The following is a 22,568-nucleotide window of genomic DNA, read 5'->3' as shown; positions in this document are numbered from 1 at the left end:
AGGAAGAATCTCAATCGACTTATGGAGGGGGCATAAGCTCGAAACGAATAGCGAAGGGAGATAAGGAGGGACCGGCGGCAACCGGGCCCTCAAGTCACTAGAACCTGCGCCGCCCGCCCCTGTTAAGACCAACGGGCTTCGCTGGTACGTCTTCATCGTTACCCGCCCGCATCAAGCAATACGGTCGAACGGTCATTTTTCACGACAGAACCTATAGCGTTGACGATAGTCCGAGGACCGTCCAATACCGAAGCAATCTATTCGGACAGCTCGATCTGGCGGTAGCGGACGCCGCAGCGCTCGAGGATGTTCTTGGAGATGAGGTTGTCCTCAGTGCCCGCGTACTTGTCGTCGAGATAGACGACCTCGCCGATGCCCGCTTGGACAAGGGTCTTGGCGCACTCGTGGCACGGGAAGAGCGTCACGTAGACGGTGGCACCCGCCATGTCCTTGAGCGACCCGCGGTAGTTGAGAATGGCGTTGGCCTCTGCGTGGATGACGTAGTTATGCTTATCGTGCAGCGGATCGTCCGCCGTGCCCCATGGGAAGTCGTCGTCATTGAGCGCCGAGGGCGTGCCGTTGTAGCCGACGGACAAGATGCGATGGTTGGTATCAGCGATGCAGGCGCCCACCTGCGTGTTGGGGTCCTTCGAGCGTAGGCTCGCCGCGACGGCGGCGCGCATGAAGAACTCGTCCCAGCTGATGACATCCTGACGCTTGCCCGGCATGGCGACCTCCTCGTCGTTTAGGTAGGGCCATTCTACCCGCTTCATGCGGCCTATACCAGATGGGCGTGCAAACGACTCCGTGGTCAAAGACCCCCGCGGAATAATAAACGACCCCCTACCTCAAGGGTTTTTGACCGGCCACCCAAGTAAGTCCTATCGCACCGGAGTTTCGAATCCTGCGCAAACGTTGCGATCCATTCGGATCCAAGTCTCAAAGTGACCCTGATTTCCTCGCTCAAGGGGGTTCTTTATTATTCTGCGGGGATCTTTGACCATTACGGAGCAAATCTCAGAAACAAGAAGACCCACTCACAAGATTGACAACCGAAATAAACGCAAAGAGCCCTCCCGTGTTCCTCCGAGGCGTTTCCCGCAGCCGCGAAGCGGCGAGGACCACGCCTCTGAGGAACCCGGGAGGGCCCCTTAGCAGTTTTACATGTCGCTATCCGATCTGGCCGCCCTGGCCACCGCCGTAGCGACCGCCCATGAGCTCCTCGAGGTACTGCAGGAACTCTTCCTCGGTCATGGACGAACCGTTGCCCGAAGAGGTGTCCTGCTGCTCGGTCTGCAGGTCGGCATCAGAACCGAGCGTCACATCCACGTCCATGGTGTCGTTACCACGAACCACCGTGAGGGTGACCGTGTCGCCCACAGCGTGCTCGCGCAGCGCGATGATGAGACCGTCTGCCGAGGTCACCGCATCGCCGTCGACCGCCGTGACGATGTCGTTCACCTGAAGGCCCGCCTCAGCCGCCGGCGTTCCCTCGTTCACCTCGGCCACAAGCGCGCCCTCGGAGACCGAGAGGTTCTCACGACGTGCGGTGAAGGGGTTCACCGAGGTCACGCTCACGCCCAGGTACGGGTGCGCAGGCGTCTCACCGGCGATGATCTGCTCGGCAATCTGCATCGCGTAATTGACAGGGATCGCAAAGCCCACGCCCGAGCTCGAGCCGGAGTAACTCTCGATAATCGAGTTGATACCGATGAGCTGGCCCTCAGCGTTGACAAGTGCGCCGCCAGAGTTGCCCGGGTTGATAGCCGCGTCGGTCTGGATCATGTTGGCGTAAATCGAAGTGCCGGTAGAAGACTGCATGGCCGTGGAGCGGTAAAGCGCGCTCACGATGCCCGTGGAGACAGACTGCTCGTTGCCAAACGGGCTACCGATGGCCATAACCCACTCGCCCACGGAAAGATCGTCAGAGTCACCGATCTCGATCGGCGTGAGCGTCGAGGTGTCGGCGTCCACCAGACGGATGACGGCAAGGTCGCTCGACTCGTCGGTGCCCACGACCTCGGCCTCGTAGCTCGTCTCGTCGTTGACGGTGACCGAGATGGCCGTAGCGCCCTCGATAACATGATAGTTAGTGAGGATGTTGCCGTCCGTATCGATAATGGCGCCGGAGCCTACGCCGCCGCCCTCCTGGGTCTCGGTGGAGATGGACACGACCGACGGCAGGCACTTGGCGGCGACCGCCTCGGCAAGCGTGGTGTCCTCGGGGTCGATGTCGATCGTCTGAGTCACAGGGACCTCAGCCGAGACGTCGGTGTCGGAGATGCGGAACGCGCCCACCATAACAAGCGCGATTACCAGCACCGCGCCGACCACCAGGCCGCCGAGCGAGGCCAAAAAGACCGGGAGCTTCTTGGTCTTGACCTTAACCACGGTGCGGGTATCGGTCGCGGTCGAGGGGACAAAGGGGATGTGCTCGGTCGCGCCCGTGCCTTCCTGTGTGCCGGAACCCGGCATCTGCGTCGTCTCGGACGGCCCATCGTCGCGGTTCTGCGGAGTCGGTTCAACTGCCATGCGCGGTGGCGTGGGACCGCCGGCGTTGCTCCCCCACTCGGGGCGCTCAGGCGTGTGCTCGTTATCCATAGCAGTGCTTCCTTTCCTAGAATTGAAGTTCTGCTACGTTGTACCCCATCTCACCGGCAGCGTGAATGAAACCCCCCCGGTTTCACTGCTTCTTAAGAATGGTTTCTGCCCTGTTTTGGGATGTGGCGTCAATCCTTAAAGAGGTATCCCACGCCGCGAACCGTCGTGATGTGCGCCGCAATCTGCGGGCCCACCTTAGAGCGGATACGACGGATGTGCACGTCGACCGTGCGCGTGCCGCCGCAGTACTCGAAGCCCCACACGCGGTGCAGCAGCACCTCGCGGCTGTAGGCGCGGTTGGGATGCGTCGCCAAAAACGAGAGCAACGAGTACTCCATGAGCGTGAGGTCCACCGGCTCATCGTCGATAGTGACCTGATAGGTCGCGAGGTTGATGACCATGTCATCCACGCGCAGCACGTCGTCTGCGGCAAACGATTCCTCCTGACCCACCAGACGCCGCACGCGCACCGCGAGCTCGGTCGGCGTGGCCGTGGGGCACACAAAGTCGGAGTGCGAGTGAGCCGGCAGATGCAGCGCGCCGAGCGCCTCGTCATCGGCGATGACGAGCATGGGGATGCCGCCGCGGTCCTCGAGCCACTTGGAGATCTGCTCGATACGGTCGTTGCGCACACCGTCGGCATCGAGCAGCAGCAAACAGAAATCGTGCACGGCGTTGGGCGAATCGGGCGTGGCGAGCGCAACCTCGTAGCCGGCAGTTTCGGCGAGCGTGCGGGCAAAATCGTTGTAGCGCGTCGTGCGCGCCATGAAAAGGATGCTGTTCTCCGCCATGCTCCACCTCCTAGAAAAACGATCAAACTACCGCGGGTGCCTGCGCGCCCGCAGCCGGGCTTTTGTATAACGCCGAGGGCTCGCGAGCGCGTCCCTCGGCAACGCTACCTTACGAGTTTGCCAGGTAGTGCCTGACCTCCCACTCGGTCACCGTCGAGGCGAACTTGTTCCACTCGTCGCGCTTCTTTGCGAGGAAGAACGTGTGGATGTGCTCGCCGAGCGCGTCTTTCATAAAGTCGGACGCCTCAAAGATGTCGAGCGCCTCGTCGAGGTTGCGCGGCAGCGATGCGATGCCCGCGGACTCGAGCTCATCGGCCGACATGTTGAGCACGTCGGCCGTGCTCTCCGCCGGCAGCGTGAGGCCGCGCTCGATACCGTCGAGACCCGCCGCGAGCGTCACGGCGTTCACGAGGTACGGGTTTGCCATGGGATCGGGCGAGCGCAGCTCGATGCGCGTGGAGAGCTCCTTGTCCGGCTTGTAGATGGGGACGCGGATCATTGCGGCGCGGTTGCGCAAGCCCCAGGTAGCGGCCTTGGGCGTGGGACCCTCGTCGCCGAGGATGCGCTTGTAGGAGTTGACCGTGGGGTTGGTAATGGCGGCCATCTCGCGCGCGTGGGCAAGCACGCCTGCCATGTAGCTCTTTGCGGTGGGCGACAGGTGGTAGACCGGGTCGTCCGGGCCCCAGAAAACGTTGTTGCCGTTGTGGTCGAAAAGCGACTGGTGGAGCATCATGGCGCTAGCCGCCTCGCCCTTGATGGGCTTGGGCATGAACGACGCGTGGATGCCCGCCTGATAGGCCTCGAGACGGATGACGTGCTTTGCCGTGGTGATGGCGTCGGACGCCGTGAGCGCCTCGGCGTGGCGCAGCGAGATCCCATGCTGCGAGCGGCCCGACGAGTGGAAGGTGTACTCGACCGGGATACTCATCTTCTCGAGCATAAGAACCGTCTCGCGGCGCAGGTCGCGCGCCGAGTCGTCCGGCGTGAGGTCAAAGTATCCCACGTCGTCAAGCGGCTCGGGCGTATGGTCGTTGGGGAAGTAGTAATACTCGAGCTCGGCGCCCACGTTCAGCAGGTAGCCGCGTGCCTCGGCACGATAGAACATGCGGCGCAGGGCCTCGCGCGGGTCACCCGCAAAGGGCTTGCGGTCGGGGGTGCAGACGTCGCAGAACATGCGCGCCGCGCCGTCGTGCTTGGGGCGCCACGGAAGCACCTGGAAGGTCGAGGGGTCCGGGAAGGCCAGCATATCGGCCTCCTCTTTGGGCGTGAAGCCCTCGATGGCAGAGCCGTCGAAGCCAATGCCCTCCTCAAAGGCCGCCTCAAGATCCTCCGGCGCAATCGCGAAGCTCTTGAGACGCCCGAGCACGTCGCAGAACCATAGGCGGATGAAGCGAATGTCGCGCTCCTCGACAGTGCGCAGAACGAAGTCTATGTACTGCTGCTGGTCCATGGATATCCTTTCGCCCGCAGCCGGATCCCCGGCATAACGCAGATTGACTTACTCTCTCACACGTTTGTTACCGTGAAGTTTCTCATGAAAAAGGACCACGGTCCTCGCAAAAGAACCATGGCCCATCTGATACGCGCAACTTGCATGACCGAACGGCCTGCGTGGCTTAGCCCCTTTGGTCGATCGGGGTCACCTAACGCCGCGGCCGAGCTCCGCGGTAACTGCATCCACGCCCTTGCAGGCGGGGCAGCTCTTCTTCTGAGCAGAGGAGCAATGCCCTGTGCACGTGCCGCCCTCCGCGCAATCCGCACACGTGCCGCGGCGACGAATGCGCACGCAGACAGCCACGAACGCCACGGTGATGAGCGCGAGAATGACGATATCGGCTGGGGACATGGCTCCTCCTAAGTTTGCTGCTACCTACTCTACCCGCTTTGTGTGCAGTTCGCGCGGAGCGTGCTGAATGCACACGCTCCGTGCAAAACGAACGCTACGCGGTGGCAGCCACCGCGGTATCGTGCTCGTCGGTCCATGCGTAGCGGGGCATGGGACGGAAGAGCTGGAAGAGCATCGCGGCCGCGCACGCCACCGCCACGATGGTCCAGAAGCTGAACACACCGGTTGCCGCGAGGTAGAACTGGTTGATCATCAACCCCACGACCCACGCGAAGCCGCACTCGTAGCCGATCGCAATCGCGGTCCACTTGGCCGAGTTCATCTGGGCGCGGATGGTGCCCATCGCGGCAAAGCACGGCGCGCACAGCAGGTTGAACGCACCGAACGCGGCAATAGCGCCTACCGTGGGGAACATGCCGGCAAAGGCAGCCCAGAGGTTCGGGTCGGTCTCGGTGCCGTCGGCGATGTGCAGAAGCGAGCTTGCCGTGGCAACAACGTTCTCCTTGGCAACAAGTCCGGTGATGGACATGGCCGTCGCCTGCCACGAATCAAAGCCGAGCGGGGCAAAGATGGGTGCGATGGCGCTACCGAGCATAGCGAGCGCAGAGTAGTCGGTGAACTCCTCGGGGATGCCCTCCATAGCGGGAAGGAACCCAAAGCCGCCCTCGAACACGCCAAAGTTTGTGAGGAACCACACCACGACCGTGGAGGCGAAGATAATCGTGAAGGCCTTCTTGATGTAGGCAGAGACGCGCTCCCACACGTGCAGCGCCCACGAGCGAATGGACGGGAAGTGATAGCTCGGCAGCTCCATCACAAACGGCGTGGGGCGCCCAGCAAAGAGCCTCGTCTTCTTGAGCATGATGCCCGAGACGATAACGGCGATGACGCCCAGGAAGTAGAAGAGCGGGCTGATCCAGCTGGCCTCCGCGTCGCCCACAAGGGCGCCCATGAGCAGCGCGATGATGGGGAGCTTGGCGCCGCAGGGGATGAACGTGGTGGTCATGACCGTCATGCGGCGGTCCTTCTCGTTCTCGATGGTCTTGGTAGCGAGCACGCCCGGCACGCCGCAGCCCGTGGCGACGAGCATGGGGATGAACGACTTGCCCGACAGGCCGAAGCGGCGAAACACGCGGTCCATCACAAAGGCCACGCGCGCCATGTACCCGCAGTCCTCGAGGAACGACAGCAACACGAACAGCACGAACATCTGCGGGATAAAGCCGAGGACCGCGCCCACGCCCGCCACGACGCCGTCGAGTACGAGGCTCTGGACAAGATCACTCGCCCCGATCGACACGAGCCAGCCCTCGATAGCGCCGGGGATTGACGGGAACGCCATGCCAAAGAGCTCGAAGCCCTCACCAAAGAGGTTGTCGTTCACCCAGTCGGTGCCCGCGGTGCCGAATGCGTCGGCGCTCGTGGCAATGCTGTAGACCGCCCACATGATGAGGATGAAGATGGGAAGGCCCAGGATGCGGTTCGTAACGATGCGGTCGATCTTCTCGGAGGTCGACATGCGCGCCGGCGCCTTCTTCACGCAGGCGTCCATGATGTGCGCAATCACAGCGTAGCGCTCTCCGGTGATGATGGATTCCGCGTCGTCGTCGCAGTCGCTTTCGCACTGAGAGATGAGCGCCTCGACGCTCGCCGCAGCGTCCTTTGTGAGGTTGATGTTCTTCTGTGCGTCCGCATCGCGCTCAAAGAGCTTGACCGCAAAGTAGCGGCGCTTCTCCGCCGGCACCGATGCAGGCAGGAGCGCCTCGATCTTCTCGAGAACGTCTTCGATGGCGGAGTCGAATGCATGCTCGGCCACCTTGCCCTTCTGGGAGGCTGCCTTTTTCACCTCGGCAAAGAGTTTGTCGATGCCCTGGTTCTTGAGGGCAGAAACCATAACGACCGGGCAGCCGAGGCGGCGCGAGAGCGCGGCAGTGTCAATCCTGTCGCCGTTCTTCTCCACCAGGTCGGCCATGTTGAGTGCCACTACGACCGGCAGTCCGCACTCGATGACCTGCAGTGCGAGGTAAAGGTTGCGCTCGAGGTTGGTGGCGTCCAGCAGCTGAATCACCACGTCGGGCTCACCACTCATGAGGTAGTCGCGGCTGACGCGCTCCTCGGGGCTGTAGGGCGAGAGCGAGTAGATGCCGGGGAGGTCTGTCACGATGACGTTCTTATCGCTCGTAAGACGCGCCTGCTTCTTCTCCACCGTCACGCCCGGCCAGTTGCCCACGTAGCCGTTCTGGCCGGTGATGAGGTTGAATAAGGTCGTCTTGCCGCAGTTGGGGTTTCCCGCCAATGCGACGCGAAGCTCTGTGTCTGCCATGTATCCTTCTTTCTTGGCTTTGAAACGCAAGTTGTTCTGAGTCAAGCGACGCCGAATATGGGCGAAAGATATTTACCTCGGCTAACAAATGCTTCTCGTGCGGTATCATTTGTTAGACTCGCCTAACTCTACCGGTAAAAAAAGAGGTTACTGCACCTCCACGATCGCAGCCTCCTCCTTGCGGATGGAGAGCTCGTAGCCGCGGACGCTGATCTGGATCGGGTCGCCGAGCGGCGCGACCTTGACCACGCGGAACTGCGTGCCCTTGATGAGGCCCAGGTCCATGAGGTGGCGGCGCAGCGCACCGTCCCCGTGGAGCTTCACGATTGTGGCGCTATCTCCGATCGCCACCTCGCCCATCGTCTTCATTGGATTCCCCCTTTCTTGATAGCCTGACGCAACGCACGACCCTGTCATCTGCATCGCGCTCTATACGGTCATGACATGCTGCGCCACACGCGCATCGAGCCCAAGTCGGGCGCCCTTGACGGTCACGATGATGTTTCCCCCGCTTGACGAGATCACATGCACGCGAGAGCCGTCGACAAAGCCGAGGTTGCCCAGATGACGCTTCATGTCTTCGTTGCCGCGCACACGTTTGACCGTGACCGTGTCGCCGGCATGGACCATCGACAGCGGCATCGCCGGCATCGTGGGACCTTCCGCCACAAAGACCACCTCCTCGTATCACCGCAGCGAACATGCCAGAACCGCAAGGGCCGCCTGCGCGGCCCCTGCATTTGTTCACCTACGTAAACTATCACGAGAAAGCTGTATTGTGAAGAGCAAATTAGCCTAAGGAAACAAAAGTTTGCGAAAGACAATCCGCTTGGCTTTAGAACGGGGATTGGCCACGCCCCGCCCACTCATTTGGCGTGACTTCCGTTACTAAATCCCAGTTTGGTCAAATTGGGCCACGAGAGGGCATTTTCTTTCACGACCGTAGCACGAGAATGGCGCCTCTTGCTCACGACCGCCAGAGATGCCTATGATAAACGCCCCTATCCGTGGCCTCACGCCCCTGTCAGCCTTCGTTGCTGATTTCAGAACGCTCCAACGAAAGATTAAAATGCCCCCTCATGGCCCAATTTGACCAAGCTCGTAATCACCAATAGCGGAAGAAGCTCCTCTAGCCAAATGTGCTTTAGCAGTACGCCAAGACGACTTCCATGTCACCCTTGAACTCGAGTTCCTCGCAGGCTGCCAGCGCAAGCAGGCTGGAGCCGCGATGCACCGGCAGATCGCAAACCGTGCCCTCGCCCTTGGTCACCGTCACGCAGGTGAAGGGGTGCTGGGTCGGCACAGCAAGCTCGCCCGCAACCTCAACGCGCTCCACCGTGTAGCGGTCGTTTTGCTCGAGCACCTGCACGGGGCCTTCCGCCGGCGGAATCTCGCCGGATGCGGGGGTGGGGGCATCGTAGTCAATGACGTCGAGCGCGCGGTCGAGATGCAGCTCCCGGAGCGTTCCGTCTGCCTGTTTGCGGTCGAAGTCGTACACGCGGTAGGTGATGTCCGAGGACTGCTGCACCTCGAGAATCACCGTGCCGCCCAGAATCGCGTGCACGGTGCCCGCGTCGATCTGGAAGAAATCTCCCGTGTGCACGGGAATCCTGTTTACCAGTTCGTCCCAACGCTGCTCGGCAACCATCTGGGCAAACTCTTCGCGGGAGCGCGCGTTCTGCCCAATCACGATCTTGGTATTGGGCTCGGCGGAGAGCACGTACCAGCACTCCTTCTTGCCAAGCGAGCCGTCCTCGTTCACCGCGGCATAAGAATCGTCGGGGTGTACCTGGATGGAGAGGTCGTCGTCAGCGTCGATGATCTTGATGAGCAGCGGGAAGCGGTCGCCCTTGGCATTGCCAAAGAGCTCGCGATGATGCTCCCACAGCCAAGACAGCGCGTGCCCTGCGTAGGCGCCACTCGAAACAGTGCAGTCGCCGTTGGGATGCGCGGAGATGGACCAGCACTCCCCTATGCGGCCGTCGGGAATCTCAAACCCAAATTCCGTCTCGAGTTTGCGGCCACCCCAAAGCATGGGCTTGAATACGGGGTCGAGCGTGATGATGGAATCCATAGCAATCCTCCGCAGTTGAGACAATCCCGGGCCAGTATACCCGTTTTACGCGGTGCGCCCAGAAGGCTCCGGCGCGCCATCCTCCGCCGAGCGCCGGCCAAAACCAACCACCCAGTCGATAAGGAACGACGATAGGGTCACCGTCACCAGTGAGCAGGCGATTTTGAGCACCGGAATATAGCTGAGCGACAGTGCAAGCACCGAGAGGTCCGTCGCAAGGTAGCACTTGGAGAGGCGCAACCCTGTGACGCGCGAGATTACGAGCGCAAACGCATCGTCACCGCCCGACGACCCTCCCTGGCGCACGATAAGACCGCAGCCGATACCCACAAAGCATCCACCGGCGAGCGCCGCCACGAGCGGATGAGCGGAGAGGTCGGGCAAAAGATGCGGCAGGGCGTCCCACAGCGCATAGAACAGCGAGGTAAACGACGTAGCGACGCCAGACCATACCAAAAAGCGCCAGCCGAGGTAGCGCAGGGCAAGTACGTAGCAGACAGCATCGAGCACAAACGTCGCGGCAGAGGAGGGAATGCCAAACCAGTGGTTGATGAGGAGCATGCCACCGATGATGCCGCCCTCGGTAATGCCTGTTACCTGGTGGATGTTGTGGATGCCAAAAGTAAGAATGGCGGTACCGAGCGCGATGAACGCCACGCGACGGATGTTGCGAGGCTGCGTGACACGGCGCAGCGCATCGGCAAGCAAAACGAGCGGCCGGGTGGTATGAGCCGCGGTCATGGTATCAATCCTCCTGAGATTGCTTGACTATTTAGTCCGATTACAGACTATCTAAGCCACATGCAGCCGTCAAGCATGCGTATGTAAAGCGTAATGAGGCTACAGAAACTCCTTGCAGACGGCCTGCATAGTTGCCGCCGCGGACTCCTCGTCGGCACCTGCGACCGTCACCTCGACCGCCTCGCCACAACGCGCATCGAGACCCATGAGACCAACCATGTCCTTAGCGTCCGTCGAGCGGTCACGCACCGAGATAGTCACGAGGCTCTCGCAATCAAGGGCGCGGCGCGCAATCTCGGCAACAGGGCGCGCATGCAACCCCTGCGCACCGGCGATGACGTGCGTAAAGGTAATCATGGGCAACCCCCGTCTCGGGATCAACGGCAACAGGAACTCGCCCGCCTATTGTACCCCGCCCGACGCGGCGACACGCGTCAGACGCCTGCCGAGTGCGCGAACGCGCGGATCGATACGCGCGCGGCCGGGGTTGGCAAAAAAGCGCGCCGTGCAGGTCATAATCTCCCCGGTGATGACGAGGTCGTTCTCGCGCAGGGTCGTTCCCGTTGCAGTGATATCGACGATGCGGTCGGAGAGGCCGACGATAGGGCCGAGCTCGATGTTGCCGTGAAGCGCCACGATGTCCGCCGTGATGCCACGGCTCTCGTACCAGCTGCGGGCAATGCGCGGATACTTGGTTGCCACGCGCAGGCTGCCGCGCCGCGCATAGGCGCGCTCCGCCGCGCCGGCGCTGCCGGCCGGCTCCGCCTCGATGAAGCGGCAGGCGCCGTAGCCCATGTCAACAAGCTCGAGCAGGTCGAGGTCTGCCTCGATGAGCGAGTCACGCCCGCAAAAACCGCAATCGGCGCCGCCACAAGCCACAAACGCCGGCGCGTCGGTAGCGCGCACGATGATGAACTCGACATCGCCGATGTCCGTCTCGGCATCTTCTGTGCCCGCGCCCACAAGGTCGCGCCCGGCGACAATCAGGCGACGACCGGGCTCGCGCAGCTCGTCCACCGCGAGTCCCGCCGCCTCGAGCACCTCGAGCGTTCCAGCAAAAAGCGATCCCTTGGGAACCGCGATGCGCAGGGGCGCCGCAGCCTCACGGGTAACCGCACCCTCAACGGCAACCTGGCCGGTCCGCTCTGGCAGCCGGCAGGTTCCGGCAAGCCGCTCCAGCGAGAAGGCAAAGCCCGCGGCGGGAACTTGGTCCTTATCTGCAAACGTCCCGGTAAAGATGGCGTCATACCGCCCGCCCGAGCCCACGGGGTCGGAAAGCTCGCCAGCGTATACCTTGAGCACAAGGCCCGTGTAATAGTCAAACGAATTCGTGATAGAGAAGTCAAAGGTAATGCGGTCGGCAGCCGCCTTGGCACCGCGGCGCTCGAGCTCGAGGAGAAGCTCCCGCAGCTCCGCCGTTGCGGAGACAGAAACGCCCGCGCCAGCGAGCAGCGCATCGACCTCGTCGAGCGCGCGTGCATCGCCCACAACGCGCGGCAGCTCCGAGATGGCGCGGGCAAGCGGAGCGACAAGATCTGCCTGCGCCAAGCGCGCATCAAGATCCACCAGCTTGTTGGCATGGACGAGCGAGAGCGCGTCCTGCGCCAGCTCGGCGTCGCCGCAGCGGGCGAGCAACTCGGTAAAGGGGCGCACGCTCCCGCAGACGATGCGCACATCGTCGATGCCAAGGGCATACGTTACCTCGTGCACCAGCTCCACCACCTCGGCGTCGCCCGCCGCGCCGCCCGAGCCGATGAGCTCAAAACCAAGCTGGGTAAACTGGCGGGACCCTCCGGCCAGGCGCGCTTGGTCGCGCACGACCGGCGCCTCGTAGCGCAGACGCACCGGCAGCGCCGCCGAGCGCATGCGGGCCGACACCATGCGCGCAATTGAGAGGGTGTTGTCGGGGCGCACCACCAAAAGGCGGCTGTCATCATCAAACAGTTTGAAAGGCGTATCCGCGATGCGGCGGTCTGCCTCGAGCGCGGCCTTGTCCTCCAGAAGCGGCGTCTCCACCGGCAGATAGTCCGCACGCCGGAGCACTCCGCGCACGGTATCTGCCACCGCCTCGCGCACGAGGGCCTCTTCTGGCAGGATGTCTCTGAATCCCCAAGGGGTCGCGGGCATGGCGCGCCCTCCTTCACTCGTAACCTCGGATGAGTTCAGCGTACTTTAGCACACTAGAGTACGCCATGGGATAATACTGATGCCGAGGAAATCTGCCCGACACATCACAGGGCTACGCACACCCCCATTTGACCAAACCGTGTAACACAAACAACCGCCGTGGCTCGCGTATACTGGTGCGCATGGAAAATCGAGCGAACATACCGACCTCCCCCGCCCGTCGCGCGGCGCTCTACGGCGCCCTCACGGCGCTTGCCCTCATCGCGGGCTATCTTGAGGTGCTCGTGCCCCTGCCCGTCACGGTGCCGGGTGTCAAGCTTGGCCTCGGCAACGCCGTTGTGCTCTTTGCGCTCGTGCGCTTGGGTGCGCGACCCGCCGTCTTTCTCATGCTCGCCAAAGTGCTTTGCTCGACGATTCTCTTCGCCAACCCGCAGATGCTCGCCTTCAGCCTCGCCGGAGGCGCGCTGTCCTGGGCAGTGATGGCACTCGCATGGCGAAGCGGCCTCTTCTCGGTCGTCGCCACCTCGATTCTGGGTGGCATCGCACACAACGCCGGCCAGCTCCTTATGGTGGCCCTTCTGCTCTCGCCGCAGGTCGCCCTGGTGAACACGCCCGTGCTCGCCATAGCGGGGGCGCTGTGCGGTGCTGTGATTGGCATCCTTGTGCGCGCGCTTCTTGCCGCTGTTCCAGAAGGAGGCCCTCGTGCTTAGCCGTCGTGCCCTCCTTGCCCTCGCCGCACTCGCCGCCCCCTCGGCAGCGGCGCTCACCGCCTGCCAAAGCAGCGACGCTACCGACGCCCCCCGCGATCAGGCGAACGCGGAAGCTGAACCGAGTACGAGCTCTACCTTTGCCTTTGACACCTACTGCACGTTTACCGTCTATGGCGACGCGACCGCGCCCGCCCTGCTCGCGCGCGAGTGCGCCCGCTACGACGAGCTGTTTGACCTCTACGACCCTGCGAGCGACATTGCGCGCGTAAACGCCGCTGCCGGCGCGCCCGTGACGGTCGACCCCGCAACGGCAGAGGTCGTCGAGCAGGCGCTCGCCTTCTGCGCCGAGGCGGGCGGCCTTTTTGACATCACCATCGGCGCAGTGTCGCAGCTTTGGGATTTTGCGGAAGGCGTCCGCCCGAGCGATGCGGAGATTGCCGCCGCGCTCGCCCATGTCGATTGGCGCGGTGTTGCAGTCGATACCTCTGATCCCGAGGCACCCACCATTACGCTTGCCGACGCGCAGGCTGCACTCGACCTCGGCGGTATCGCCAAGGGCTTCATCGCCGACCGTTTGGTGGAGACCCTGCGCGCAAAGACCAAGGCGACCGCCGCCGTCATCTCGCTCGGCGGTAACATCATCTGCTATGGGGACAAACCCGATGGCGGCTCGTGGGATATCGGCATCCGCGACCCCAACGACCCCGGCGGATCTACCGTGATGGGAACGGCGCACGTACATGCCACGAGCACGCCGGATACCAGCGCGGGCGCGGTCTCGCTTGTGACGAGCGGCCTCTACGAACGCACCTTTGAACTCGACGGCGTCACGTATTGGCATATTCTCGACCCTCAAACAGGCATGCCCGTTGAGACCGACGTGGAGAGCGTGACCGTTTGCTGCCCCTCGTCCACGCAGGCAGACGCCCTGTCGACGGCACTCTTTGTGGCAGGCAGCGAACGCGGCATCACCCTTGTGGATAGCTACGAGAACACCGCCGCCTACTTCATTCTGGCCGACGGCTCCACGCGCGAGAGCGCGCGGTGGCAGGAGCTTACCGACTAGCTGAGGGCTCTCACTGGGCGGGTTCGCACCTAGAACTCGCCGATACGGCGCACCTCGGGCTCGAGCTCGACGCCAAACTTCTCACGAACCGTATCCTGCACGTGCTCGATGAGCGCGCATACGTCGGCCGCCGTGGCACCGCCGGTGTTGACCACAAAGCCGCAGTGCTTGGTCGAGACCTCGGCCCCGCCCACGCGCGCACCGGCAAGGCCGGCATCCATGATGAGCTTGCCGGCAAAGTACCCCTCGGGGCGCTTGAACGTGGAACCTGCGCTCGGCAGCTCAAGCGGCTGCTTCTCCTCACGACGCTGCTGGTAGGTATCCATATCCGCTCGAATCATGGCAGCGTTACCCGGTGAGAGGCTAAAGGTGGCAGAGATGACGATGAGCCCCTCGACGGCAACGCGGCTCTTGCGATACCCCATGCCGAGCTCGTCGCGACCGAGCGTCTTTACCGTGCCACGCAGGCGCGCCGCACCCTCGTCCGGACCGCCAGGCACGTACACCGTCACCGACTCGAGAACGTCTGCCGTGCAGGTATCGTAAGCGCCGGCGTTCATAAAGCAGGCACCGCCCACCGTAGCGGGAATGCCCGAGAGCGCCTCCATACCCGTGAGCCCGGCATCTGCCGCAACAAGCGCAACGTCGCGCAAAAGCGCGCCCGCCTCGGCCGTTATACGCGTACCGTCGAGGGCTATGTGAGCGTAGTTCTCGCGCAGGAGCACCACCACACCGCGGATGCCGCGGTCGCCCACCAGCAGGTCGCTGCCGTTGCCCACAATCGTTACGGGCACGCCGGCGATGGCACAGGTGTCGAGCACCTTTACGAGGGCCTCGGGCGTCTCGGGCGTGACGAGCACGTCGGCCGGACCGCCGATCTTAAACGTGGTGTGCTGGCTCATGGGCTCAACCATCGCCACATTGTCCTCGCCCGCCGCTGCCGCAAGCGTGCAGATAACGTCTTCGCTCAAGCTATCGTATTCGTGCATGGCGCACCGCCTTCGCTGTTGTTGCCGCGACCGCGCCGCGGCGGTGGACGCTAAGCGCCCGCGATCTATCCTCTCGATTCTACCGTACCGCGCCCGCGCTTTTACCGTTACCATAACCCCTATGGATATGCAGACCGACACCGCACAAACCGCGCCGCGACCGGCGATTGCCCTGCGCAACGTGTGCTTCTCCTACCCCGGCGCGCCGGCGCCAGAGGAAGGCACCGCATGCGTGGGCAACTGCGCCGAGGCGCTCGCTGGAGTCACCCTCACCATCGCCCCCGGTGAGCACGTGTGCGTGCTTGGCGCCAACGGGTCGGGCAAGTCCACCCTCATTCAGCTCATCAACGGGCTTTTGACCCCAACCGAGGGCACGGTCGAGGTTCTTGGCCAGCCGGTCACCAACGCCCACGATGCCGCCGCCGTCCGCCGACGCTGTGCGATGGTGTTCCAGCGCCCCGAGGACCAGATGGTGACGAGCATCGTCGCCGACGACGTTGCCTTTGGCCCCGAGAACCTGGGCGTGCCCGCCGCGGAGATTGCCGATCGCGTGGACCGCGCGCTTGCCGCCGTGCGCATGAGCGCTTACGCACAGGCGGACCCCACCGACCTGTCGGGCGGGCAACGCCAGAGGGTCGCCATCGCCGGGGCGCTCGCCATGGAGCCCGAGATCCTCCTGCTCGACGAGCCGGGCGCGTTTCTTGATGACGCCGGCAAGCAGGACGTCCGCCGCATCATCGAAGACCTGCGCGGGCAAGGCATCACCATCGTTCACGTCACGCACGACATGGAAGATGCCCTCGCCGCGGACCGCGTGGTCGTGCTCGACCGCGGGCTCATCGCCCGTAACGGCACACCTGCCGAGGTCTTTGCCGAGGGGGGAACGCTCCGACATCTGGGGCTCGAGCTGCCGTTTGCCGCCGCCCTTGCCGAGGAACTCGGCCGTCGCTCCCCTGTTTTTGCTGGGCTGCCGCACACAGCAGATACCGAAGAACTTGCCCGCGCTGTTGCCGAGCGCATGCACGCAAGCCCTCGCCAAAATGCGGCTCCCGAGCAACCGGGCGCCAGCCCACGCAACAGCGCGCCTGCCACCGCGGGCTCACCCGCCGCGGGCTCCAACGCAACAGATGCAGCCGCGGTGCGCCTCTCCCACGTATCGTTCTCCTACGCCGCCGATCGCCCCACCCGCCGGCGGCGCGGGCTCATCCGTCGCCGGGACGCCGCCCAAGCGGAGCTGCCGCTCGCGCTCTCGGATGTCTCGTTCGCGGTCCCCACAGGATCGCTCACCGCGCTCATAGGACGCACGGGCGCTGGCAAATCGACCACCGTCGAGCTCGTCTGCGCGCTCAAGTATCCCCTGACAGGCAGCGTAGCCGTCGGCGGCATCGACACTGCCGACCGCGCCCGTCGCCGGCTTTTGCGCGCGCAGATCGGCTACGCATCGCAGTTCCCCGCGCGCCAGCTGTTTGCCGAGACGGTATTTGACGATGTTGCCTTTGGCCCGCGCAACCTCGGCCTTACCGAAGACGAGGTGCGCGCCCGCGTGCACGACGCCCTTGCCCTCGTGGGTCTCGAGCCCGCGCCCGCGCTCCTCGCGCGCTCGCCGTTCACCCTTTCGGGCGGGCAGCAGCGCAGCGTCGCTCTCGCCGGCGTTCTTGCCCTCAAGACTCCGGTTCTTGTACTCGACGAGCCCATGGCGGGCCTCGACCCGCGCGGTCAGGCGCGCATGCGCGTGCTCATCGAGCGCCTCCGCGCGCACGGCACGACCCTGCTTATGGTCACGCACAACATGGACGATGTGGCGGAGCTTGCCGACCGCGTCGTGGTCCTCGAGGGCGGGCGCGTTGTCGCAAACGGTACGCCGCGCGAGGTCTTCTCCTCGGGCGCCGCACCTGGCACGCCCGCGGCCCTCGCCCTTTCCCGCACGCTCGCCGCACACGGCGTGCGCCTGCCGGAATACCCCCTTACGGGCACCGATCTCGCCCGCGCGCTTATCGAGGAGATGGACCGTGGCACTTCGCGTTAGCATCGGCCAGTACTACACCGCCAATTCACCGCTCCACCGCGTCGACCCGCGGGCAAAGCTCGTTGCCACCATCGCCTTCATGGTGAGCTGCCTTATGGTGCAAAGCCCCGCGACCCTCGCCGTCGCCCTCATTGCCGTAGGCGCCGTCGCGGCAGCGTCCCGCGTTCCCGCAGGGCGCCTTCTTGCGCAGGTACGGCCACTAGCAATCTTTCTTGCCGTGACCTCGCTTATCAACCTGTTCTTCATCCAGACGGGCAATATCGTCGCCACGCTCGGCCCCATCGCGCTCCATGCAGGAGGCGTCGAGGCGGCCGTTCTCTATACCGTGCGATTCTTCCTACTGCTGGTAGCCGGGTCACTTCTCATGCTCACGACCACACCGGTCGGGCTCACCGATGCGCTGGCGTGGCTCTTGGGGCCCCTCGAACGCTTGGGCGTATCCGCGGGCGAGACGGCGCTCATCATCTCCATCGCACTTGGGCTCGTGCCCGCGCTCTCGCAGGAAGCGCGCGATATCGTCGCTGCTCAGACAGCGCGCGGGGCAGACCTTGAGGGCAAGGGCCCCATCGCCTACGCCCGCGCATGCGCGCCGCTTTTGGTGCCGCTCTTTACCAGCGCGCTCCGTCACGCCGAGAACCTCGGCCGCGCTATGGAGGCGCGCTGCTACACCGGGCCGGCAGGTCGCACCCATTACCATGAGCTGCGCTTTGTCGTCCGCCGCGATGCGCCGTTCGCCCTGCTGGCCGCCGCCTACCTCGTCACCCTCGCTGCACTCTTCGCGCTCGGCATATAACCCGCTTACCTCGCCTCGTACGAAGCGGCGATTCCTTAAAACCGCGTTTACCAGCGCTCCAGCACCCAAAAACGCTGGCAAACGTGGTTTTAGCAAAACGACGCCATCGCAAAACCACGTTTACCAGCTTATGCTGGCTTAAACCAGCTTATCGGCCATCACGCACCGGACAACCTAGATACCGCCGCCGCCCAACAGGCCGCGGAGCACCTGCTCCGGGTCGGCCGAGCCGCCGCGCGGCACGAGCGCGGTGATCTTCTTCTGGACCTTGTACTCGGCAACCTCGTCCTCCAACTGGCGCACGCGGGCACGCAGCTCTTCAATCTCGGCCTCACGCTTCTCGGCGCGCTCCTTCATGTCAAGGATGCGCACCACACCGGCAAGGTTGATGCCCTCGTCGGTGAGCTGGTTGATGAGCTCAAGCCGCTCGATATCCGAGCGCGAGTACAGGCGCGTGTTGCCGCCCGAGCGCTTGGGGTTCACGAGGCCCTTCGACTCATAGACGCGCAGGGTCTGCGGGTGCATACCCGTCAGCTCCGCCGCTACGCTGATCATGTACAGCGGCTTGTCGCGATCTGCCTGAGCCATCTCAACCAACTCCCTCGGTGCCGGCGCCCCCACCCCTCACGGGACGGGGGCGCGGTGCCGTCACGTCCTACACTCTTGCGCGATACCGGTCCACGTTCTCGCGGTAGTTTCTCTCGTCGAGGTCGCGCAGCTGCTCAAAGGCGCGGCGCTCGGCGTCCGACAGGCGCGTCGGCACCTCAACCTCGACCTTTACCAGCAGCGCGCCCTTGCGACCGCGGCGCTTCACGTCCGGGGCGCCCATCTCCTTAAAGCGGAACGTCTTGCCCGTCTGCGTGCCCGCCGGCACCTTGAGGCGCACCGTGGCGCCACCGGGGGTGGGCACATCTACCTGGCAGCCCAGCGCCGCCTCGGCAACGGATATGGGCAGCGTCATGGTTACGTCGGCGCCCTTGCGCTTAAAGAGCGGGTGCTCCTCAACGTGCGTGGTGACCACCAAGTCGCCGCGCTCGCCGCCGTTTGCGCCGTACTCGCCCTTGCGCTTGTAGCGGAGCTTGCCGCCATCGACCGCGCCCGCCGGGACCGACACGGTGATGACCTGCTGCTCGCCGGTGGAGGGGATGCGGTAGGTCACCTTGCGCGTGGCGCCCATAAAGGCGTCCTCGGCCGAGACATCGACGGTAAGCGACAGGTCGCTGCCCCGCTGCGGGCGTGACGCGGCGCGCTGGCCGCCCATGCCGCCAAAGCCCTGGGCCCAGTCGCCACCAAAGGCCCCATCGCCGTTAAAGATGCTGCTAAAGATATCGCTCCAGCCGCCCGCGCCGGGGCCGCCGGCGTAGGTGTAGGCGCCACCCGGGCGCCCACCCGCACCGGGAATGCCGCCAAACATGAGCAGCTGGTCGTACTCTTTGCGCTTATCGGGATTGGAGAGCGTGTCGTACGCCTCGCTAATCTCCTTGAACTTGGCCTCGTCGCCGCCCGCATCGGGGTGATACTTCTGAGCGAGCTTGCGAAAGGCGCTCTTGATCTCTTTCTCGGAGGCGTCGCGCTTGACGCCGAGAACATCGTAGAAATTCTTACCTTGCGGCATACGCCTTGCCCCCTTTCGTATAAAAGGGCTCCGGGGTCACTGCCCCGGAGCCCCGCCACTTACTCTTGAGACGCCTCGGGCTCTGCCCCTTCGGCATCGCCCTCGTGAGCGTCCTCGGGCTCCGGCGCCGGTCGTTTGGCGCCGCCATAGGTCACCGTAACCATCGCCGAGCGAAGGATACGATCCGCCATGCGGTAGCCCTTCTGGTACACGTCGCGCACCGTCTCTTCGTAGACGCTCGGGTCCTCGACGCGGCCAACGGCCTGGTGCTCGAGCGGGTCGAACGGCTCGCCCGCCGGGTCGATGGTCTCAACACCCTCGTGCGCGAGCACGTCAACCATCTTGGTGTGGACCGCGTCCACGCCGTCGACGAACTGCTTGAGGTCGTCTGCCATCTCCTGCGAGCGCGCATGGTCGATGGCGCGTTCAATATCGTCAATCACCGGAAGGAGCGCGGTCACGAGCTTCTCGGTTGCGCGCTCGCGCTCGGCGATGCGCTCGGCAGCCGTGCGGCGACGGAAGTTCTCCCAGTCGGCCTGCAGGCGCGTCGCGCGATCCTGAGCCTCGCGCACGCGGGCATCGGCGCTGTCGCACGTCTCCTCGGCTTCGGCAAGCTGACGACGCAGCTCGACAAGCTCATTTTGGGCCTGCTCGTACTTGACCTTGAAGTCGTTCTCCGCCGCCTCTTCGCCAGCGCGAATCGCGGCCTCGATCATCTCGTCCTCGGTCATCTCGGCGGCAGCGCTCTCGCCACCCTCGCCCTCGACGGGCGTCTCGGCCGCAGCGTCGGCAACCTCGTCGGCACGGGCCTCGTCGGCGTCCTCTACGGGTATCTTCACGTCCTTCTCCTCAGAGTCAGCGGAGGCGGCGGTCACGTCCGCCTCCGTGCGAGCATCGCGCGCAGCCATGATTACTTCGCGTCCTCGTCGTCGACGACCTCGTACTCGGCGTCGACCACATCGTCATCGGAGCCAGCGGTAGCCTGAGCGCCACCGTCGGCCTGGGCCTGAGCGTCGCTGTAGACAATCTGGGCAAGCTTGTAGGCAACGTCCTGGAGCTTGTCGCCGGCGGCCTTGATCGCCTCGACGTCGGAACCCTCGAGCGCAGACTTGGCAGCAGAGATAGCGGCCTCGGCTTCGCTCTTCACGTCAGCGGGCACCTTGTCGCCCAGGTCGGAGAGGGTCTGCTCGGTGGAGTAGCAGAGGCTGTCGGTCTGGTTGCGGACCTCGACCTCCTCCTTCTGCTTCTTGTCCTCCTCGGCGTGAGCCTCGGCGTCCTTCACCATACGATCGACTTCCTCGTCGGAAAGGGCGGTGGAGCCGGAGATGGTGATCTGCTGCTCCTTGCCGGTGCCCTTGTCCTTAGCGGAGACCTTCACGATGCCGTTGGCGTCGATGTCGAAGGTAACCTCGATCTGCGGGACGCCGCGGCGGGCAGCCGGAATGCCGGTGAGCTGGAACTTGCCGAGCGACTTGTTGTCGCGTGCCAGCTCGCGCTCGCCCTGGAGCACGTTGATCTCGACGGAAGTCTGGTTGTCGGCCGCCGTGGAGTAGATCTCGGTCTTGGAGGTCGGGATCGTGGTGTTGCGGTCGATCATCTTGGTCATGATGCCGCCCATGGTCTCAACGCCAAGGGACAGCGGGGTGACGTCGAGCAGCAGGATGTCCGAGGGGCCGTCACCAGCGAGGATGGCGCCCTGGACGGCAGCGCCGCAGGCCACGACCTCGTCCGGGTTCACGGACATGTTGGGCTGCTTGCCCGTCATCTTCTTGACGAGGTCCTGCACGGCGGGCATACGCGTGGAGCCACCGACGAGGATGACCTCGGTCAGATCGGACAGGCGCAGGTTGGCGTCACGCAGGGCGTTGGTGACCGGCTGCTTGCAGCGCTCGAGCAGGTCGTGGGTGATGCGCTCGAACTCGGTGCGGGAAAGCGTGTAGTCGAGGTGCTTCGGACCGGTAGCGTCAGCGGTGATGAAGGGCAGGTTGATGGTGGCCTGCTGGGCAGCGGAGAGCTCCTTCTTGGCGTTCTCGGCGGCCTCCTTCAGGCGCTGCAGAGCCATGGGGTCCTGGCGCAAATCGATACCGTTGTCGGACTGGAACTTGTCGGCCAGCCAGTCGATGACGCGCTGATCCCAGTCGTCGCCGCCCAGGTGGTTGTCACCGGAGGTGGAGAGCACCTCGAAGACGCCGTCGGCAAGGTCCAGGATCGAGACGTCGAAGGTGCCGCCGCCAAGGTCGAAGACGAGGATGCGCTGGTCGGTACCCTGCTTGTCGAGACCGTAGGCGAGCGCGGCAGCCGTCGGCTCGTTCACGATACGCTTGACGTTGAGGCCGGCGATCTTACCGGCATCCTTGGTGGCCTGACGCTGAGCGTCGTTGAAGTAGGCAGGGACGGTGATGACGGCGTCGGTCACGGTCTCGCCGAGGTACTTCTCGGCATCGGTCTTCATCTTCTGCAGGATCATGGCGCTGACCTGCTCGGGCGTGAAGTCCTGACCGTCAATCGAGGCGACGGCGCGGCCGCCCTGGCCCTCCTTGACGGTATACGGCACGGTCTTGATCTCAGAGGAGACCTCGGAGAACTTGCGGCCCATGAAACGCTTGATGGAGAAGACGGTGTTCTTGGGGTTGGTCACGGCCTGGTTCTTAGCGGCCTTGCCCACCACACGGTCGCCATCGGAGCGGAAACCGACGACGGACGGGGTGGTGCGGTCGCCCTCGGCGTTGACGATGATGGTGGGGTTGCCACCCTCAAAGACGGCCATAGCCGAGTTGGTGGTACCGAGGTCGATACCGAGAATCTTGTTGCTCATAGGATGTCCCTCCTTTTGCCGGGGGCGGGACGCCCGCCGGTCGCTGCCGCG

The 22,568-nt window shown here is 64.0% G+C and carries 21 protein-coding genes; 4 read left to right on the top strand and 17 right to left on the bottom strand.

The annotated features are described in order from the left end of the window. Positions 1-257: 257 nt before the first annotated feature. The 12 genes from B5F89_RS07770 to hisG form a co-directional block, all read right to left on the bottom strand. Complete coding sequence (locus B5F89_RS07770; protein ID WP_087431270.1) at positions 258-728, bottom strand: dCMP deaminase family protein; 471 nt, start codon at positions 726-728, stop codon at positions 258-260. Between the two features lie 442 nt (positions 729-1,170). Further along, positions 1,171-2,601, bottom strand: coding sequence for a trypsin-like peptidase domain-containing protein (locus tag B5F89_RS07765; protein WP_087431216.1), 1,431 nt, complete (start codon positions 2,599-2,601; stop codon positions 1,171-1,173). A gap of 128 nt (positions 2,602-2,729) precedes the next feature. Then, positions 2,730-3,392, bottom strand: coding sequence for a response regulator transcription factor (locus B5F89_RS07760; protein WP_087431215.1), 663 nt, complete (start codon positions 3,390-3,392; stop codon positions 2,730-2,732). 109 nt (positions 3,393-3,501) lie between these two features. Further along, positions 3,502-4,842: a glutamine synthetase family protein gene (locus tag B5F89_RS07755; protein ID WP_087431214.1), complete on the bottom strand. Its 1,341-nt coding sequence runs from the start codon at positions 4,840-4,842 to the stop codon at positions 3,502-3,504. A 189-nt stretch (positions 4,843-5,031) separates the two neighbouring features. Then, positions 5,032-5,238 (bottom strand): hypothetical protein, encoded by a 207-nt coding sequence (locus B5F89_RS07750; protein ID WP_087431213.1) that lies wholly within the window; start codon positions 5,236-5,238, stop codon positions 5,032-5,034. 94 nt (positions 5,239-5,332) lie between these two features. After that, positions 5,333-7,561 carry a ferrous iron transport protein B gene (gene feoB, locus B5F89_RS07745; protein WP_087431212.1) on the bottom strand — a complete coding sequence of 743 codons (2,229 nt, stop codon included), beginning with the start codon at positions 7,559-7,561 and terminating at the stop codon, positions 5,333-5,335. A 147-nt stretch (positions 7,562-7,708) separates the two neighbouring features. Then, positions 7,709-7,930 (bottom strand): FeoA family protein, encoded by a 222-nt coding sequence (locus tag B5F89_RS07740; RefSeq protein WP_087431211.1) that lies wholly within the window; start codon positions 7,928-7,930, stop codon positions 7,709-7,711. 60 nt (positions 7,931-7,990) lie between these two features. Next, the gene (locus B5F89_RS07735; RefSeq protein WP_343206327.1) at positions 7,991-8,230 is read right to left on the bottom strand and encodes a FeoA family protein; all 240 of its coding nucleotides are present in this window, start codon (positions 8,228-8,230) and stop codon (positions 7,991-7,993) included. A gap of 475 nt (positions 8,231-8,705) precedes the next feature. Beyond that, positions 8,706-9,635 (bottom strand): mannose-6-phosphate isomerase, class I, encoded by a 930-nt coding sequence (gene manA / locus B5F89_RS07730; RefSeq protein ID WP_087431210.1) that lies wholly within the window; start codon positions 9,633-9,635, stop codon positions 8,706-8,708. A gap of 45 nt (positions 9,636-9,680) precedes the next feature. Next, positions 9,681-10,376, bottom strand: coding sequence for a YitT family protein (locus B5F89_RS07725; RefSeq protein WP_087431209.1), 696 nt, complete (start codon positions 10,374-10,376; stop codon positions 9,681-9,683). 99 nt (positions 10,377-10,475) lie between these two features. Further along, complete coding sequence (locus B5F89_RS07720; RefSeq protein WP_087431208.1) at positions 10,476-10,733, bottom strand: HPr family phosphocarrier protein; 258 nt, start codon at positions 10,731-10,733, stop codon at positions 10,476-10,478. 45 nt (positions 10,734-10,778) lie between these two features. After that, entirely contained in the window at positions 10,779-12,503 is a 1,725-nt protein-coding gene (gene hisG / locus B5F89_RS07715) for an ATP phosphoribosyltransferase (RefSeq protein ID WP_087431207.1), read from the bottom strand. Positions 12,504-12,685: 182 nt separating this feature from the next. Between hisG and B5F89_RS07710 the strand changes: the two genes are divergently transcribed. Together B5F89_RS07710 and B5F89_RS07705 are read left to right on the top strand one after the other, a co-directional pair. Continuing rightward, positions 12,686-13,213 (top strand): Gx transporter family protein, encoded by a 528-nt coding sequence (locus B5F89_RS07710; RefSeq protein WP_087431206.1) that lies wholly within the window; start codon positions 12,686-12,688, stop codon positions 13,211-13,213. Then, positions 13,206-14,279 carry an FAD:protein FMN transferase gene (locus tag B5F89_RS07705; protein ID WP_087431205.1) on the top strand — a complete coding sequence of 358 codons (1,074 nt, stop codon included), beginning with the start codon at positions 13,206-13,208 and terminating at the stop codon, positions 14,277-14,279. The genes B5F89_RS07710 and B5F89_RS07705 overlap by 8 nt, the downstream gene beginning before the upstream one ends. Positions 14,280-14,308: 29 nt before the next feature. Here the strand turns inward: B5F89_RS07705 and murB are convergent, their stop codons facing one another. After that, positions 14,309-15,268: a UDP-N-acetylmuramate dehydrogenase gene (murB, locus tag B5F89_RS07700; RefSeq protein ID WP_087431204.1), complete on the bottom strand. Its 960-nt coding sequence runs from the start codon at positions 15,266-15,268 to the stop codon at positions 14,309-14,311. 127 nt (positions 15,269-15,395) lie between these two features. Here murB and B5F89_RS07695 point away from each other — a divergent pair, with 127 nt between their 5' ends. Continuing rightward, the gene (locus tag B5F89_RS07695; protein WP_204230646.1) at positions 15,396-17,294 is read left to right on the top strand and encodes an energy-coupling factor transporter ATPase; all 1,899 of its coding nucleotides are present in this window, start codon (positions 15,396-15,398) and stop codon (positions 17,292-17,294) included. Then, complete coding sequence (locus tag B5F89_RS07690; RefSeq protein WP_087431202.1) at positions 17,278-18,087, top strand: energy-coupling factor transporter transmembrane component T; 810 nt, start codon at positions 17,278-17,280, stop codon at positions 18,085-18,087. Before B5F89_RS07695 ends, B5F89_RS07690 begins: the two co-directional genes overlap by 17 nt. A gap of 174 nt (positions 18,088-18,261) precedes the next feature. On the opposite strand, the gene B5F89_RS07685 is transcribed toward B5F89_RS07690, so the two are convergent. The 4 genes from B5F89_RS07685 to dnaK all read right to left on the bottom strand — a co-directional run bounded on the left by B5F89_RS07685 (position 18,262) and on the right by dnaK (position 22,517). Beyond that, positions 18,262-18,675 (bottom strand): helix-turn-helix transcriptional regulator, encoded by a 414-nt coding sequence (locus B5F89_RS07685; protein ID WP_087431201.1) that lies wholly within the window; start codon positions 18,673-18,675, stop codon positions 18,262-18,264. Positions 18,676-18,742: 67 nt separating this feature from the next. Continuing rightward, positions 18,743-19,702: a J domain-containing protein gene (locus tag B5F89_RS07680; RefSeq protein ID WP_087431200.1), complete on the bottom strand. Its 960-nt coding sequence runs from the start codon at positions 19,700-19,702 to the stop codon at positions 18,743-18,745. A 59-nt stretch (positions 19,703-19,761) separates the two neighbouring features. Beyond that, positions 19,762-20,610 (bottom strand): nucleotide exchange factor GrpE, encoded by an 849-nt coding sequence (locus B5F89_RS07675; protein ID WP_087431199.1) that lies wholly within the window; start codon positions 20,608-20,610, stop codon positions 19,762-19,764. A gap of 2 nt (positions 20,611-20,612) precedes the next feature. Next, positions 20,613-22,517 (bottom strand): molecular chaperone DnaK, encoded by a 1,905-nt coding sequence (gene dnaK, locus B5F89_RS07670; RefSeq protein ID WP_087431198.1) that lies wholly within the window; start codon positions 22,515-22,517, stop codon positions 20,613-20,615. Positions 22,518-22,568: the final 51 nt, after the last annotated feature.

Source organism: Collinsella sp. An307, assembly GCF_002161805.1.
In the GTDB taxonomy this organism is placed as follows: domain Bacteria; phylum Actinomycetota; class Coriobacteriia; order Coriobacteriales; family Coriobacteriaceae; genus Coprousia.
Note: the sequence above shows the minus strand (reverse complement) of the source record. Positions and strands in the feature narration are given on the sequence as shown.

Bases quoted from the DNA above. Each gene is read 5' to 3' on its own strand.
- B5F89_RS07720 (WP_087431208.1), bottom strand. From the start codon at position 10,733: ATGATTACCTTTACGCACGTCATCGCCGGTGCGCAGGGGTTGCATGCG.
- B5F89_RS07765 (WP_087431216.1), bottom strand. From the start codon at position 2,601: ATGGATAACGAGCACACGCCTGAGCGCCCCGAGTGGGGGAGCAACGCC.
- B5F89_RS07760 (WP_087431215.1), bottom strand. From the start codon at position 3,392: ATGGCGGAGAACAGCATCCTTTTCATGGCGCGCACGACGCGCTACAAC.
- B5F89_RS07695 (WP_204230646.1), top strand. From the start codon at position 15,396: ATGCAGACCGACACCGCACAAACCGCGCCGCGACCGGCGATTGCCCTG.
- murB (WP_087431204.1), bottom strand. From the start codon at position 15,268: ATGCACGAATACGATAGCTTGAGCGAAGACGTTATCTGCACGCTTGCG.
- hisG (WP_087431207.1), bottom strand. From the start codon at position 12,503: ATGCCCGCGACCCCTTGGGGATTCAGAGACATCCTGCCAGAAGAGGCC.
- B5F89_RS07685 (WP_087431201.1), bottom strand. From the start codon at position 18,675: ATGGCTCAGGCAGATCGCGACAAGCCGCTGTACATGATCAGCGTAGCG.
- manA (WP_087431210.1), bottom strand. From the start codon at position 9,635: ATGGATTCCATCATCACGCTCGACCCCGTATTCAAGCCCATGCTTTGG.
- B5F89_RS07675 (WP_087431199.1), bottom strand. From the start codon at position 20,610: ATGGCTGCGCGCGATGCTCGCACGGAGGCGGACGTGACCGCCGCCTCC.
- B5F89_RS07770 (WP_087431270.1), bottom strand. From the start codon at position 728: ATGCCGGGCAAGCGTCAGGATGTCATCAGCTGGGACGAGTTCTTCATG.
- B5F89_RS07710 (WP_087431206.1), top strand. From the start codon at position 12,686: ATGGAAAATCGAGCGAACATACCGACCTCCCCCGCCCGTCGCGCGGCG.
- dnaK (WP_087431198.1), bottom strand. From the start codon at position 22,517: ATGAGCAACAAGATTCTCGGTATCGACCTCGGTACCACCAACTCGGCT.
- B5F89_RS07725 (WP_087431209.1), bottom strand. From the start codon at position 10,376: ATGACCGCGGCTCATACCACCCGGCCGCTCGTTTTGCTTGCCGATGCG.
- B5F89_RS07750 (WP_087431213.1), bottom strand. From the start codon at position 5,238: ATGTCCCCAGCCGATATCGTCATTCTCGCGCTCATCACCGTGGCGTTC.
- B5F89_RS07680 (WP_087431200.1), bottom strand. From the start codon at position 19,702: ATGCCGCAAGGTAAGAATTTCTACGATGTTCTCGGCGTCAAGCGCGAC.
- B5F89_RS07740 (WP_087431211.1), bottom strand. From the start codon at position 7,930: ATGAAGACGATGGGCGAGGTGGCGATCGGAGATAGCGCCACAATCGTG.
- B5F89_RS07755 (WP_087431214.1), bottom strand. From the start codon at position 4,842: ATGGACCAGCAGCAGTACATAGACTTCGTTCTGCGCACTGTCGAGGAG.
- feoB (WP_087431212.1), bottom strand. From the start codon at position 7,561: ATGGCAGACACAGAGCTTCGCGTCGCATTGGCGGGAAACCCCAACTGC.